The following is a 13,914-nucleotide window of genomic DNA, read 5'->3' as shown; positions in this document are numbered from 1 at the left end:
GCAGAGTTAGGCCGACAGCCGATCAGTTGAGTCAAGCAGCGACGTCGCGGTCTGGCGGATTAGCTCCACCGGATCTAATCCGCGCTGCTCAGCCACCGGCAGCAGTTCGGTCAGCAAATCGCCATACTGGCGGATCAGGGTCGGCAAGTGGCGCCCCGCCACCGCCTCGAGCTCCTGGAGCTTGTCGGTGTCATAGCGCACCTGCAGACGGCCCACCATGCTCCGAGTCTCAGACCCCTGGCGCTTCTTGCGGCGCATGGCCTCGGCGTCGTCGGCCGCGCTGCGGTGCCTCAGGGCCGTTTGGCTGTTCATCGCAACTCCTTCGCAACGTGATCGCCGGTGCACACCGTGTGCACACGTAAGTAAGCGACGGTCCCCATAGCCCCGGTGCTGCGCGGATCGCGGGCACTCATGTAAAGATTCGCTTCCATAGAGACAATCGGCGCCTAGGTTGGTATATCGCCCATACTACTGCATCTGACCTGCTATGACAGGAGACACCGAGCGTGCGCCCGCGGTCCAACCAGCTGGCGTTCATGTAAGTAAGTTTCACACGGCGTTGTCGACGGGCAGCGAACGTCCGCGGGCGTGTCACAAGATTTGGCCGATGACTTACTTACATAACCGGTTTTGGGCACAATGGAGGCGTGTCATCGCCTCGCGAACCGGACGGCTACTCGTTGGCCGACTCCGCAGCGCTGCTCGGCGTGACCGCCCAGCGGGTCAGTCAGATGCTGAGCTCGGGAAAACTCAGCGGCCCGCAGTATCGGCAAAAACGCGTCCCCAAGCACGCAGTTCGTGTGTGGAAGTGGTCGTTGGATGAAGAGCTGGCACGTCGGCAAACCTCTCCCCCACCACGCCGGGCACCGCACCACCCCGGCGCCGTCGCCGATAGCGCAGCATTTGGGCAATGGTGGCAACGTCAAGAAGCACGGGTGAATGCGGCCGCGCACGAACTTAAAGTCGCTGCCGATCTGGCCCGCCACCAGGCCCGCGAGGACCGCCGGACGGCGCGCCAGCTGATGTCCAAGCTGGCCCGAGTGACGATTCAGCAAGCAGAACTGATCGAAATGCTCAAAGAGGACCTAGCCGCCGATTCCGAGCGCAACGAGCGCATTCTGGACGCTTACTCCGACGCCTTGACCCAGCTGCTGGCCCCCGACAGCCTCGGACCGCTCTAAGAACCTAGCGCGGGTGGTCGACGGCAGCCACCGCGGCATCGAGAGCCGTCGACGTCCCGGCGTCAATCACCTGGCCGACAGTGTCGTTATCCAGCGCATACACCCCATCGGCATGGCCGTTCTCCAGGTATTGGCGGACAGCTTGAATCTTCCAGTCCGCATGGGTGGAGTCGCCCATCCGGGCCAATTGCTCGGCGCGGAGCCGCTGGCGTGCCTCGGTCTCATTATCGCCGCTGACTGACCAATCCGCCCCCGGATACCGAGCTAGCCAGCTGCCGTCTGGCTGCTCGATGATGCAGGGCTTGAAGACAAAGGAGACGTTGCGCTCCACCATGAGCCGTTCGATGTCGGCTTGCGTTTCGACGTCCACTACGGCATGCCTCCAGTGATGTCGATGGGTGAATGCCTCCAAATGATCGAACCGTCATCCTGGAGGAATTCGCATATGTACCCATCCACGGTAGTCGAGGGTGTGCACCAAATGATGTATCCCTGGTGAGGCTTGAGTGCAATTTGCGGTGTGCCCGGGCGGTCGGCATGGTAACCGAGAGCGGCGGCATCAATGCGTGCCGCGAGGTCGGTGCTGCGTTCCTGAAAGGTCTGTACCAGATCTTTGGCCCGGTTGACCTGGCCCTCTAGGTACGTGGCCAGCTCCCGCTGGCCGGCAGTGGTACGCGCCCGAGGGGCCAGCGCATTGACTCCGGAGCGGGTCTCGGCGATCAAGCCGTCCATGTTCTGAGCCCCCTCCATGACGCCTTGTCCGGCGTTGGCGAAGGGCGAAGCAATTCGGGTGTCCGCCGTGATTGTGTTGTCCAACCATTGCAGCTGCTTGCTGCTGCCCGAGCGGTACGCCGTTTCGGCCTGGCCGCGCCAGCTTGACGCCGCCGCCCGCCCGGCCTCGGCGACGGCTTGTCGGCCGTCGACCAGGAATTGAGGTGAGGGCCATCGCCCGTTGACTGGGGAGGGCCCGAATAGCTTGCGGGCATCGCTTAGTGCGCGGGCTGCCTCCGTTATCAGCACCTCGAGTGACATGCGCCCAGTATCGCGCTCACTCACTCCGAGAATGTCGGCATCATCCGCCAAAGCGCGTCCTGCCATGGTGTCCTGGTGCCCACGCAGCGGCGCGGCGGTGTCAGCGTAGTACAGCCGTGTTATCCGGATTAGCTGAAACCACGCCCTGCCCCGCAAGTCGCCACCTGCAGAAACGCCCTAATTTGGTCCTGGGGCGCCAAACGGTGCCTTATCCGGGGGGCTGCGGCCGGCGAGGGCTTTGTTTCGTGAGCACGCTAGCTAGGGCCCTTTGTGCTTCTCTGGGCTAATCCCAAATTTCCGCGCCGCGGTAAAACCGCTGGTCACACACGCCCCCGCTCGCTGCTCCGGGTGTCGCATGCATTCGACCCACAATCTCGACGCGAACACTGACGCCACCCAAAAGTCCCCGTCCTCGTGTTCCCGCCGGCGGCCTCGATGGCGGGCGCCGGCGGGCGGGACCACAGCCCAAAGTCGCTCCCATTCCTGGTTGCCGCAAATAGCCGGCGGTCCTCCGCAACGGGACTTGCGGCGCATGACACCTCCAGCGCGACACGGAGCGGGTCGCTAGCATCAATGCGGCAGAGATTTCGACCCGAAACATCCCCGGCCCGACGCCAGACGGACGTATTTTGCCGGGACGTTTCCCGAACCTCGCAGCGATCAGGGTTCCTCTCAGCCAGGCCTAAACGTACTGCCCCGATACCGCCAGTACTGATCCCCCCGACGACGCCACAAGCGAAGCATGGCCTATGCGGTCGGCTATCGGACATCGCGAGGTAGGGGAAGGCAGTCGGCACGAATATGCACCTCTGGATCGTGCTCGCCGACCCGCGACTTTCCACCGTGCGGTCCAGAAACGCCGGTTCACAGGTTACTTTCCAGGGCTCATGGTTAAGGGCGGCGGTCGATCGCGAGTCAGCCCAAATGGTCCGGGCCTATAGGACTGGGACCGTGCTCCGCGGTCACCTGCCTGGTGTCACTGGACTGACATGCTCGCGCGCTGTTTCGGATGAGTGAGTTCGTCAGCTCGTCTCCCAGCCGAATCTATCCGGGCGTGGGAATCGCGCCTTGCTTACACTTCCCAATGCGTGGGGTCCGAGCCGCGAACTACTTTCTCGGGGCTGTGACCTACGCATTCGAGCGCGACATACAGCCGCCGGGCCGTAAGCCGACCGGCTAGAAATTACATCGTTGCAGCGACACGCGCGCACCAAACGGATGCCTATGTGACTGCATAACGCCTGCTGGCCGTCTATGGTGAGGGGCGTGCAAGCCGCGCCGAGCAGCGCCTTCATGGGGACGAGCTGCACGAGGACCCGCGGTGGCACGCTCATGGTGATCGCCCTCGCCATGGGTAGTCCACTCCCCTGGTCCTCGCGTCTGACGTGGAGCATCCAGAAATGGCTAGCAATGCGTAGCACCATACCCGCGGTCGTGCGCGTACCAATTGGTCGGACCATGTACTTGCCTCGACGGCTCGTCCCGTGGCGGCGGACGGATGTGTACACCTGGGTTCACATACGCACGACAACATGGTTCACCCCGTGCTGGGCCACGTGGATGCCACACTCCTTCAGCAGAGACTGTACACGCGGCGTTGCGGACTCCCTGGTCAAGCGCTGCGCTAAGCGCATGACAACGCGCATGCACAGTCGCAGTGGCATGCGCATGCACACACACATTTGCGACCGTGCGGTGCTCATCATGCGCACACCATTGCACAGGTGTATCGCACACCGCTGCGCCACGCGGCCATCGGGCCATGTCGCACGGTGTGTGGGCTCGCGCGCGCCGACGCACCGTTCCAGATCACGTGTACGAACTACGGACAATGGCAGGGCAAAGGGGTGTGTACCGGGCGGTATCATGGTCGCTGTACCCCGTGGTGTAACAGCCCTTGTTTAGTGACGTTCCCAGACGCACATCGATGCGCGCTGACCCCCACCAGACCATGATGCTGACCAACCACGTTGGCAGTTGCCCTGCAAAGCGCTTGTGCATGTGTACCAAAACGCGGATGGTCAGGTATAGTGGCCGCCATGGCAGCAGCAGCGGGCACGCCCGCCGTTCTGGTTGGGAACCAAAAGGGCGGGGTGGGGAAGTCTTCGATCGTCGCCAACGTCGCCGTCGCTGTCGCGCGCCGCGGCCGTCGCGTAGTGGTATTTGACGTTGACCAGCAGGGAAATCTCACTACCGAAGACCTGGGCGTACCGCCCACCCAATGGGATAAGGGCCGTCATCTGGCATCGGTCATGCAGTACGGCGCTGACCTGAAGCCGTTCAAAGATATTCGCCCGAATCTAGACATCGTCATGGGGGGACCGAGCCTTGGCTTGGTGTCTACCTCGGCAGACCGGGCCGCCGATGCCGGGATCGACATCGCTGACAATTTCCGACGCGCGCTAAACGACCTTTGTGAGCGCGAGAAGTACGATCTTGTTCTTGTCGACTCGGGTCACGGTGACGTCACGCTATTGTTGGCCCTGCTCGAAGTGTGTTCGCATCTTGTCGTGCCGGCGCGCGAAGACAGTGGGTCCATGCGCGGAGTTGAGCAGTTGGCGACCAGCTACTTACGGGCCAGGCGCCGCGGCTCGGCCATCACGTTGCTCGGCGTCGTATTGTTCCAGGTCAACCCTCGGGCCACAGCCCGCAATGAATTCATCTCGAATCGGGTGCGCGATCTGCTTGAGGGTTCCAGTGCGGAGCCATTTACCGCGACGATTCGTCACGCGTCGGGGCCGGCCCTTGAGACACGTGAACGCCACCTCACTGCTCAGGAGCTGGTGCAAGCCAGTAAGGAAAGTCAGACGGCGTTGTTGGCAGCGCTGCGTGAAGGGCGAAGTGAAGATATTCCCCGTTTGCGTTCGAGCGATCCTGTGTCGCTGGCAAATGACTACCAAAACCTGACCCGCGAGATCCTGCAGCGGGTATTTGCCCAGCTCCCGCAAACCTGACGTGTGACCGAAAGAAGGGGCCGAGCACGTGACAAAGAAGGGCGTTTTCGCCGAACAACTCGATGACATCGATGACCTCATGCCTCAGCGGCCTGCGGTGCCCGCGCGTAATGAGGCCGCGGCGGTGGACTCCAACGAGGATACCGACGGCGATTACTTGGCTCGGGAAGCCGAGGATGACCTTTCGGCGCCATTAGCTGGCTCGGCCTCGGAGCAGCGCACAGTCCGATCGCGGAGGTCCCGCGCCGCTGTGAGCGTCCCCACCGCTGAAGTGGCGCCCCAAATTCACCGGCTACTGCGCCAGCTAACGACCAAGGAGCGCAGTCGTGATCCCATTAGCGCCCGCACGTATGCGCAAGTCGTCCTCGATGCGATCGAAGCCCATCAAGAGCAGCTCGCGACATATTGGCGTACCGAAGCGATCAGCGAGGCGGCTGGGGGAGGGGGATTGTTCTCCCGACGGCCTGCGACATCATCGCGAAGGCGACGCCATGCTCAACCGCCTGCACGTATTCCCTTGACGGGATTGAATCAGGCCGATGGCAAGGTCCTTGATGGACTGGTGGCCGAGTGGAACGCGCCGTCGCGTAGTGCTCTGGTGGAGCAGGCGTTGCGGTTCTATTTCAAGGCTGATTGATCCCGCACTTGGGTGGGCTTCATACCCCGCCGGGGGGCCCCGGCGGTCCGGGGGTCTGGTGCGGGAAGTTGGTGGTGGTGATAGCCGCCTGGGGCCGGTTTGGGTGATACTGCCTGCTATGACCTCGCTCGATGAGCTGGTGGCCGCGGCTGGCCGTGCGCTCGGCGATGGTCGCAGGTTGTTTGGATCCGCACCGGTGACCAATTCTGGGTGGTCCTCGACGCCGGCGTTGGTGACTGCTCGTGACGGTGTGGCCCAGACTGGCCAGGCCGCCGCCGCGGGCTGGAGTGGGGGAGCGGCCACAACCTACGGGGTGGCCAATCAGGGTCAGCAGTTCGCGCTCGACGGCGCGATCGGCGCAGATAACGGCACAGGACCGCCGTTGAATGGCACCGGTCAGGCCGCTGTCAATGGTGGTGGGCGCATGGACGGGGTGATCACCGACGCCCGTTCAGGGGTGGCCGCGATCGCCCCGGCGACTGGCACGCCGGCGGGCAAGCGCGAATTGGTCACCCATCTGCAAAGCCAGCTTGACCGGGCCAAGGCGCTCTTGCGGGTCTCTGAGCGCCGCAACGTCGAGCTCGCCCGGCTGATTCAGCAGGGCTCCGCTGGGTACGGCGGGATGGGCGGTGGCAGCCCGATGGCAGGCGCGAGCCCCATGATGGGCGGCGCACCCATGGGCATGGGCATGGGCAGCGGGGGACTGGGTAGCCCGCTGATGCTTCCGCGTCTAAGCGCTGCCCTATCCGCTCTTAACCGAAGCCACCGCGGACAGCGCAGTGACAAGCTCTCGCTGGCAGCCGAACCCACGGGTCCAGGAGCAGATCGTGTACGCGCTGCCATCCGCAAGGCCCTCGACATCGAAGGCATATACGACCCGACCGCTCGAGCCCGCTGGGAAGCCGGAATGATGGTCGTGGCCAAGCGTGAGTCCGGTTTCAATAACGGTGCCGTCAACCACAGTGACTCCAACGCCGCAAAGGGCGACCCCAGCGACGGATCGTTCCAGTTCACCGGGGCAACCTTCCGCCAGTACCATCAGCCAGGCACCTCCGGCAGCCGATCTGACGACGTCGCCGAAGCATGCGCGTTCATCAACTACGCCCGTCGCCGCTACCACGTCGCCGGTGACGCCTCGAACCTGGCGGCCAACATCCAACAGGCCGACCCAACCCGCCCCCCCAAGGGGTATTAACACCGAAGTTGGTGGTGGTGATAGCCGCCTGGGGCCGGTTTGGGTGATACTGCCTGCTATGACCTCGCTCGATGAGCTGGTGGCCGCGGCTGGCCGTGCGCTCGGCGATGGTCGCAGGTTGTTTGGATCCGCACCGGTGACCAATTCTGGGTGGTCCTCGACGCCGGCGTTGGTGACTGCTCGTGACGGTGTGGCCCAGACTGGCCAGGCCGCCGCCGCGGGCTGGAGTGGGGGAGCGGCCACAACCTACGGGGTGGCCAATCAGGGTCAGCAGTTCGCGCTCGACGGCGCGATCGGCGCAGATAACGGCACAGGACCGCCGTTGAATGGCACCGGTCAGGCCGCTGTCAATGGTGGTGGGCGCATGGACGGGGTGATCACCGACGCCCGTTCAGGGGTGGCCGCGATCGCCCCGGCGACTGGCACGCCGGCGGGCAAGCGCGAATTGGTCACCCATCTGCAAAGCCAGCTTGACCGGGCCAAGGCGCTCTTGCGGGTCTCTGAGCGCCGCAACGTCGAGCTCGCCCGGCTGATTCAGCAGGGCTCCGCTGGGTACGGCGGGATGGGCGGTGGCAGCCCGATGGCAGGCGCGAGCCCCATGATGGGCGGCGCACCCATGGGCATGGGCATGGGCAGCGGGGGACTGGGGTCAATCCCCGGCCTCAGTACCGCCCTTTCCACGCTGAACCGAGGCCACCGCGGCGATCACCCCGAACTTGCCGGCAGTCACGACGCCGCCATCAGCGGCGGCAGCCCATTAGCGCGCATCGCGGTCAAAGAAGCACTGACCCGCTTAGGGTGCCCCTATGTCTGGGGAGCCAAGGGCCCCAGTCAATTTGACTGTTCGGGCCTGACCCACTGGGCATACGCGCAAGCCGGCATCACCTTGGGGCCAGATACCTACACCCAAATCCACCAAGGTGCGGCGGTGCCTCACGGTCAGGTCGAAGGCGGAGACCTCATCTTCCCCGAGGCCGGCCACGTCATGCTCGCGATCAGCCCCACCCAGGTCGTGGAAGCCCAACAATCCGGCGTCCCGGTCAAAATCTCGCCGATGCCATCCTCGTACGTGGCGCGCCGGCCGACGGCGTAGCGCTCTGGGGCGGTGCCTCGGCGGCGTCACGGATGACGTCGCGGTACTCATGCAATTGCGCCAGCGCCGACATGGTCTCACTAAACGACGATCCCGCCACGTGGGGCAAGCTCGCAGCGATCAGCGACTCTAGCTGCAACAGTTGATTATCCAGCTCACGCAGCGCCGCCTTGGCATCCGGATTGTTGTTGTCCCGCACCAGAATTCGCGTACATGTCGCCGCGATAGCCGCCACAGCGGTCGCGATGCCCAACGCCTGTAAATTTGCACGGGGATCAGTCGGCGCCACAGGCGCAGAGGGCGCAACAGCGGATCGCGGCGCCGATTCCGGGATGGGCTGTCCGCGGCGCAGCGCATTGAGAGTCCCACGCGGCCATTGCAGTGCATCTTCAAACTTGGTGCGGTTGGCGGCCTGGGGCCACGATTTCCCACGCTCCAGGAGCGCGGCGGTGTTCAGCGCCACACCCGCGGCCTCAGCCAATTCTCGCTGAGTTTCGAACCCGACTTCGATGCGGCGCTCGGCAACAGCCTTACCCACCCGGTCGAACGGGGTCTCCTCCTCGCTCACCGCATCCCTTCACGATCGCGGATCGTCCCATCGACGACCTTCAGCTACCTCCCAGTCAACTATAGAAGTTGACCACGGTCACGCACGTCTGGACACGTCAAGAACCAGAACCAGCTGTCGACTCGCCCACCAAGATTACGCAGGAATAAGCAGAAACAAGGGCCGCGCCGCTGCCTCGCGGTCGAACCTGTCGCCCACAAGTCACGCATTTGACCTGCGAATTCGATGTGGTTGGCAACCTTTGTCCTCCGAGGTGTTGCCTAACATTGCGTAAGCAGCTATAAACGTCTACAACAGGAAACATGCGCAGGTGCGTACGCAGGTTTAGGCAAGAATGGAGAGCGTCATGACGAACATCCGGCCCTTGAAAGCAGACACCGGCTTGTGCGCATACGACGACGGTGACGACTGGTTCCGCGCCTATAGCGGCGCACAAAGGGCCGCCGCCATCTGCAGGAACTGTCCCGTCATCGTCAGCTGCGCCGAACGGGCTCTAAGACTCAAGGTCACCGACGGAGTGTGGGCATCGGTCGCGCTCCCAGGCGCTCGCCACGACGCTGCTCTAGGGGCGGCACGTTCTCGGCTCCGCGAGGTAATCGACCGCTACCAACACCAATCCCCGGAATGGCGGCGCCGTTCCCTAGAAATCCGCCAGGCGGTGCACTTCGCGGCCAGCCAACGAGAACAACGCCGGCGCCGCGCCGCCGCGATCGCGCGTCGTACGCCGCCCGTGGCCGCACCCGCCTTCACGGAGCGGGCCAGTGCCTAACATCACCGCGGCAACCCGCATCCTGCGCGACGATCTGCTCGCGCAGCTACGCAGTGCCCAACGCCCCCTGACCACAGCACAGCTGCGCGAACGCGCCCCGGCGGTTCCCATCACCGGGGTAGCGGCGGCCCGGCCTCCCATCCAGGAGCAGGTATACCGCGTGCTTTGCACTCTGCAACGTCAAGGCCTCGTTCAGCGAGGAGCCACTCAAGGCCGCGAAATCACCTGGCTGCCGGCGCCGAATCCGGCAGACCGCGAAATCGCGTCTCTAGAAGCCGCTTTCACCGACGCCACCACAGCACCGCACAACGGCCGGCACGACATCGCGCGCGCCAGCGAACATCTCATCGCCGGCGCCCGATGCGCGCACCGGATCGCCCTCGATGGCGACGCGGACACCGCAGCGGCTGCCCTGTCTCGTGTACTGATCCGTTGCGCCGGGCTGCTCGGGCACACCACACCGGGCCAGCGGTAGGGGAGCGCCACCAATGAGTGCGAGCATCAGTGTCCCGGTCCCGCAACGCTGGCTACCGCGACTGTTGAGCGGCAAACCGCACCAGATCATCGGCGAGCCTGACGCCCCCTACTTGCTGCGCTGGTTCCTCATACCACCGAATCGGGGACTGAACCTCTACTTGCACCACTTCACCCGTTCCGATGATCCGCGGGGCTTTCACGATCACCCATGGGATTTCGTATCGCTCATGCTCGCCGGTTCCTACCGTGAGATCACAGAATCGGCTGCAGTTCTGCGGCGCCCCGGCGCCGTGGCGATCCGCCGCGCAGAGCACCGGCACCGCATCGAGCTTATAACCAATTCCGACGGCATACCCCAGCACTGCTGGAGCATCGTGTTGACGGGCCCACGGCGGCGCCCCTGGGGGTTCTGGTGTCCAACACCTCATGGTGGTCCCGCCCGATTCATCCCCTGGCAGCTGTTCGGCCTCGGCGGCTGTGATGCAGCGATCCGCTTGAACACAACCCCGAAACGGGGCCCGCACCAATGATCACCGATCCCCTCTACGCGGCGCTCAATGAGCGGATACCCGAAATCGCGAACCGCCTCGTCGAAGTCGTTGCCATCGCCCGCCACCCCGGCGTGCGAGCCAAAGTCGCTGTCCGAGGCCGTATTCCGGGTATTAACCCTGTCGGCGTGTGCATCGGCTGGTGCGGGCTTCGCATCGCCGACGTCGAAAAACGACTCCACGGCGAACGTGTCAGCATCGTCGCCCACGACAGCGATCCCACCACCTACGCGACAAACGCCCTCGGTCTACCGTGCGCGCACGCAGAGGTCATCAGCACCGAGCAGCGCCGGATCCGCGTCATCGTCCACCCCGACGACTACCGGCGCGCACTGGGCAAGGCGGGAAGCAACATCAGCCTTGCCCGCGAACTGACCGGCTGGAGCATCGAAATCCAGCCCAGCCGCGATACCAACGGCGAATCCCCTCTACATCACAGCCCGCGCTTAGCGCTCATCCACTAGACAAGGCACACCTGATGAGCACAGCGCAATGCGCCACCCGCAACACGAACGCCACGGGCTCCCAGCCCATCCGTCGAGCCGACGAGCAGCTGATGTCTAGCCCCACACTGGCCAAACCGGACAGCAGCCAACGTCATCGAGCAACCCTCGTTGTGTGGCCCTCGGTGCGGCCGCACCCTGCTACCACACCGGCACCCGCATCCGCACCGACCCTGCGGATGGTCCTCACCAGCGATGGTGTCCAGCTGGCAGTCAACGACTTTGGCTCTCAACACCCTCGACACACCATCGTGTTCCTGCACGGGCTCTGTCTCAACAGCAGCACCTGGGATGTCCACATCCAAACCCTTCGCCACCAATACGGACCCTCGCTGCGGCTAATCAGCTATGACCACCGCGGCCACGGCCGATCGGCAAGTGCTCCACTGAGCAGCTACACCATCGACCAGCTCAGCGATGACCTCGCCCAGGTGCTGCGCGCACTCAGCGTCACCGGTTCCCTGACCGTTGTCGCCCACTCGATGGGCGGAATGACTGCCTTGGCCTACCTGCGGCGCCCTAAGAGTCAACGGCCCGTGGAACCCACCGGTCTCGTCCTGGTTGCCACCGCAGCGGGCAAGCTCACCGAACGCGGTCTTGGCCGGCTGCTTGCCACTCCGGGAATCGGCAAGCTGCTCGCCCTGGGCACCCACGCCCCCGAACACCTGTTATGCGGAATCCTCAAGCCGGTATGCCTGACGGCAGCGCATCTCGGCAGCCGTCTACCGGCTGCGACCTTGGCCGCCATGACACTGACGGCGCTGAGCATGTCAGCGCCGAGCACCGCGTTGGGATTTCTTCCCACACTGCGCACCTACGACGTCTACCCGACCCTGCGCGCCATTGAGGCACAAACCACCATCATCTGCGGCGCGGCTGATCCCCTCACACCGCCGGCCCACAGCCGCGACATCGCGGCCGCCATCCCCGGCGCCCGCTGCGTCAACGTGCCCGGTGCGGGCCACATGTTGCCGCAACAAGCTTCGGCCATCATCGGCCGCGCCATCACCGACGCGCTGCCCCCATGGCCCCCTCAGGAAGTGGCACCAAATGCCCGCAGCAGCCCACCAGCAGCCATACCCCTGAAAACAGCAGGGTCACCGTCATGAAGCTCGACCCCGTCCCGCAGCGACGACATCACGACGACTTCGCCGACGCCGACCGCAGCGGACCCCCGCTCGGGCAATGCCCTGCGTGGTGTGACAAACCCCCCGGGCACGAATGGGATGACGCCTGGCAAGCCGGGCCGGTGCGTTTTCACACCTGGCGACGCCAAATCACCACGCATCAAGTCGTGACCGTCGAGGAAATCGAGCAATTCACCAGCCAAGGGCCCACCCGTCAACGCGACATCCTCTTCGACGTCCCCAGGTTTACCCCTTGGGACATCCCCACCGCCCGCCGCGCTCATCGGCTGCTCGCGCAAGCCCTAGCCATCGCCGCCGGCGAACCCGACTCCGATGCCTCCTTGTCGAGCTCCGGAGACCTGCCAGGCCCAACCTGTTCTTGCACCAAACGCTGCGAGCCCGCAGGCAACCATGGCTGACCCGACCGAGGCTTGCCGCACAACAGCGAGCATCCCTTTCGAAACCGCGGCGCCACAACGATTTCCGCTTCCGCGCTGCTCATACCGGCCGGTCATGCCCAGCGCCACGTCGACTCACACAACCGCAAAACCCGGCTCTGGAAAGGAAGTCTGTGCCATGTTCACCGCCAGTGATACCACCGATACGACTGCACGCGCGAGCGCCCAGCCCCAGGACAACTCAGGATGGGTTGTGCGCGATCCGGCCGATCGGCCCTATGCCTGGTGTGGCTCTACTTTGGCCCATGACGCCGACACCGCCATGGCTATCGTCGAGCCTGACGCCGCCCGGCGCGAACACATGCTGCGCTGCGGCTGGTCAATTCGTGCCGCCCGGGACATCAACGTCCCAACCCGGCTCGATTTCGTGAAAGTCGCCAGGTAATGACCGCCAGTGCGGCAGCACGGCGACAAAAGCTCGCTGAGCGCCGGCTACGCCGATTCATGGCCGAGCACGGTTACCCCGACCCCGACACACTACGAGCGGAGCGCACAATATGGCACGGAGCACACGGCCAGACCCACACCAGCCGGGTCTGTTCGACATCTTCGGCCGGGACGGTGACAGTGACGAGCCCAGAGATTCGTCAGATCGTGGCGCAAGCCTACGCACAGACCGTGCAGCTGCAGCAGTGGAGCCCCGAGCAACGCCAAGCCTTTCTGGACGACGAGGCGAGCAGGATCAGCCATCAAGTAGCCGAACTGGCAGCCGAGATGGGCGCCCAGGCGGTAGGGGAGTGGACGAAAGTCCACGGCCAGCACCCGGACTACCAGACCAAGGTGGGACTGCTCAACACCGCCCGCAGCCAGGCGATGGAAATCGTGCTGGCCAACGAGCTCTACGAGCAGAGCCCGACCGAAGACGACCAGCCCAGCACCCTGTGGGGCGAGGACCAGCCGATGCCCGACCGCAGCCAAGTGCCCTGGGATCAACGCTGGACTCGACCGCAGTACCGCAGCGAACCGAGCCAGGACCACGAGGAACTGATCACCCACCTGTGGCCAGACCCGCACTTCTCGGCGGTGTTTCGGATCAAAGCCGGATACCTCCTCGCGGCCCGCGCCGAGGAGGGTCTCCCGCTACCGGACGGCCCGCAGGACCCGCTGACCGCCCAGCTAGCGCAGATGGTCCACACCGACCTGCGCCGCGACGGCCTGCCCGAGCGGTAAACGCCCAACCGTCCCTCTTCGACCAGCTCGATCAACCCACCGATCCGCGCGCGATCGACCCCGGGGGCACGCCCCTACCACCGCCAGCACCCACCGTCCCGCGCCAGCAAGCACCAGCACGCGAGTCAGCTGAGCCGCCAACAGATCCAGACGATGCGGAACCGGCTGCTGCTGCGCCCGCACCGCCAGCCGCAGACCCGGC

Annotated in this window: 17 protein-coding genes; 12 read left to right on the top strand and 5 right to left on the bottom strand. The window is 64.6% G+C overall.

Going from position 1 to position 13,914, the window contains the following annotated elements; translation table 11 throughout:
* Window positions 1-6: 6 nt before the first annotated feature.
* Window positions 7-312, bottom strand: a complete 306-nt coding sequence (locus SKC41_RS29715; RefSeq protein WP_330981274.1) for a hypothetical protein — start codon at window positions 310-312, stop codon at window positions 7-9.
* 335 nt (window positions 313-647) lie between these two features.
* Here SKC41_RS29715 and SKC41_RS29710 point away from each other — a divergent pair, with 335 nt between their 5' ends.
* Window positions 648-1,181, top strand: a complete 534-nt coding sequence (locus SKC41_RS29710; protein ID WP_330981273.1) for a hypothetical protein — start codon at window positions 648-650, stop codon at window positions 1,179-1,181.
* A gap of 4 nt (window positions 1,182-1,185) precedes the next feature.
* On the opposite strand, the gene SKC41_RS29705 is transcribed toward SKC41_RS29710, so the two are convergent.
* Together SKC41_RS29705 and SKC41_RS29700 are read right to left on the bottom strand one after the other, a co-directional pair.
* Window positions 1,186-1,551, bottom strand: a complete 366-nt coding sequence (locus SKC41_RS29705; RefSeq protein WP_330981272.1) for a hypothetical protein — start codon at window positions 1,549-1,551, stop codon at window positions 1,186-1,188.
* Window positions 1,551-2,213, bottom strand: coding sequence for a DUF4226 domain-containing protein (locus SKC41_RS29700; protein WP_330981271.1), 663 nt, complete (start codon window positions 2,211-2,213; stop codon window positions 1,551-1,553). Before SKC41_RS29700 ends, SKC41_RS29705 begins: the two co-directional genes overlap by 1 nt.
* 2,039 nt (window positions 2,214-4,252) lie before the next feature.
* Between SKC41_RS29700 and SKC41_RS29695 the strand changes: the two genes are divergently transcribed.
* From SKC41_RS29695 to SKC41_RS29680, 4 genes are all read left to right on the top strand, one after another.
* Window positions 4,253-5,167 (top strand): ParA family protein, encoded by a 915-nt coding sequence (locus SKC41_RS29695; RefSeq protein ID WP_330981270.1) that lies wholly within the window; start codon window positions 4,253-4,255, stop codon window positions 5,165-5,167.
* A gap of 28 nt (window positions 5,168-5,195) precedes the next feature.
* Window positions 5,196-5,804 (top strand): hypothetical protein, encoded by a 609-nt coding sequence (locus SKC41_RS29690; protein WP_330981269.1) that lies wholly within the window; start codon window positions 5,196-5,198, stop codon window positions 5,802-5,804.
* Window positions 5,805-5,922: 118 nt separating this feature from the next.
* The gene (locus SKC41_RS29685) at window positions 5,923-6,999 is read left to right on the top strand and encodes a hypothetical protein (RefSeq protein ID WP_330981268.1); all 1,077 of its coding nucleotides are present in this window, start codon (window positions 5,923-5,925) and stop codon (window positions 6,997-6,999) included.
* A gap of 58 nt (window positions 7,000-7,057) precedes the next feature.
* Window positions 7,058-8,092 (top strand): C40 family peptidase, encoded by a 1,035-nt coding sequence (locus SKC41_RS29680; protein ID WP_330981267.1) that lies wholly within the window; start codon window positions 7,058-7,060, stop codon window positions 8,090-8,092.
* Here SKC41_RS29680 and SKC41_RS29675 read toward each other — a convergent pair.
* The gene (locus tag SKC41_RS29675; RefSeq protein ID WP_330981266.1) at window positions 8,040-8,660 is read right to left on the bottom strand and encodes a helix-turn-helix domain-containing protein; all 621 of its coding nucleotides are present in this window, start codon (window positions 8,658-8,660) and stop codon (window positions 8,040-8,042) included. The genes SKC41_RS29680 and SKC41_RS29675 overlap by 53 nt on opposite strands.
* 346 nt (window positions 8,661-9,006) lie before the next feature.
* On the opposite strand from SKC41_RS29675, the gene SKC41_RS29670 reads away from it, so the two are divergent.
* Together SKC41_RS29670 and SKC41_RS29665 are read left to right on the top strand one after the other, a co-directional pair.
* Window positions 9,007-9,429 (top strand): WhiB family transcriptional regulator, encoded by a 423-nt coding sequence (locus SKC41_RS29670; protein WP_330981265.1) that lies wholly within the window; start codon window positions 9,007-9,009, stop codon window positions 9,427-9,429.
* A complete protein-coding gene (locus tag SKC41_RS29665) occupies window positions 9,422-9,904 on the top strand; it encodes a hypothetical protein (RefSeq protein ID WP_330981264.1) in 483 nt (160 codons plus the stop codon). Before SKC41_RS29670 ends, SKC41_RS29665 begins: the two co-directional genes overlap by 8 nt.
* A 52-nt stretch (window positions 9,905-9,956) precedes the next feature.
* Here SKC41_RS29665 and SKC41_RS29660 read toward each other — a convergent pair whose 3' ends face one another.
* The gene (locus tag SKC41_RS29660; RefSeq protein ID WP_330981263.1) at window positions 9,957-10,268 is read right to left on the bottom strand and encodes a hypothetical protein; all 312 of its coding nucleotides are present in this window, start codon (window positions 10,266-10,268) and stop codon (window positions 9,957-9,959) included.
* A 164-nt stretch (window positions 10,269-10,432) separates the two neighbouring features.
* On the opposite strand from SKC41_RS29660, the gene SKC41_RS29655 reads away from it, so the two are divergent.
* The 5 genes from SKC41_RS29655 to SKC41_RS29635 all read left to right on the top strand — a co-directional run bounded on the left by SKC41_RS29655 (window position 10,433) and on the right by SKC41_RS29635 (window position 13,712).
* Complete coding sequence (locus tag SKC41_RS29655; protein WP_330981262.1) at window positions 10,433-10,918, top strand: nucleic acid-binding protein; 486 nt, start codon at window positions 10,433-10,435, stop codon at window positions 10,916-10,918.
* A gap of 14 nt (window positions 10,919-10,932) precedes the next feature.
* Window positions 10,933-12,066, top strand: coding sequence for an alpha/beta fold hydrolase (locus SKC41_RS29650; RefSeq protein WP_330981261.1), 1,134 nt, complete (start codon window positions 10,933-10,935; stop codon window positions 12,064-12,066).
* Entirely contained in the window at window positions 12,063-12,503 is a 441-nt protein-coding gene (locus SKC41_RS29645; protein WP_330981260.1) for a hypothetical protein, read from the top strand. The genes SKC41_RS29650 and SKC41_RS29645 overlap by 4 nt, the downstream gene beginning before the upstream one ends.
* A gap of 157 nt (window positions 12,504-12,660) precedes the next feature.
* Window positions 12,661-12,927, top strand: a complete 267-nt coding sequence (locus SKC41_RS29640) for a hypothetical protein (protein WP_330981259.1) — start codon at window positions 12,661-12,663, stop codon at window positions 12,925-12,927.
* Between the two features lie 182 nt (window positions 12,928-13,109).
* The gene (locus SKC41_RS29635; RefSeq protein WP_330981258.1) at window positions 13,110-13,712 is read left to right on the top strand and encodes a hypothetical protein; all 603 of its coding nucleotides are present in this window, start codon (window positions 13,110-13,112) and stop codon (window positions 13,710-13,712) included.
* Window positions 13,713-13,914: the final 202 nt, after the last annotated feature.

Source organism: Mycobacterium sp. 050128 (assembly GCF_036409155.1).
Classification (GTDB): domain Bacteria; phylum Actinomycetota; class Actinomycetes; order Mycobacteriales; family Mycobacteriaceae; genus Mycobacterium.
The sequence above is the reverse complement of the archived record's forward strand: the minus strand, read 5'-3'. Positions and strand labels throughout refer to the sequence as shown.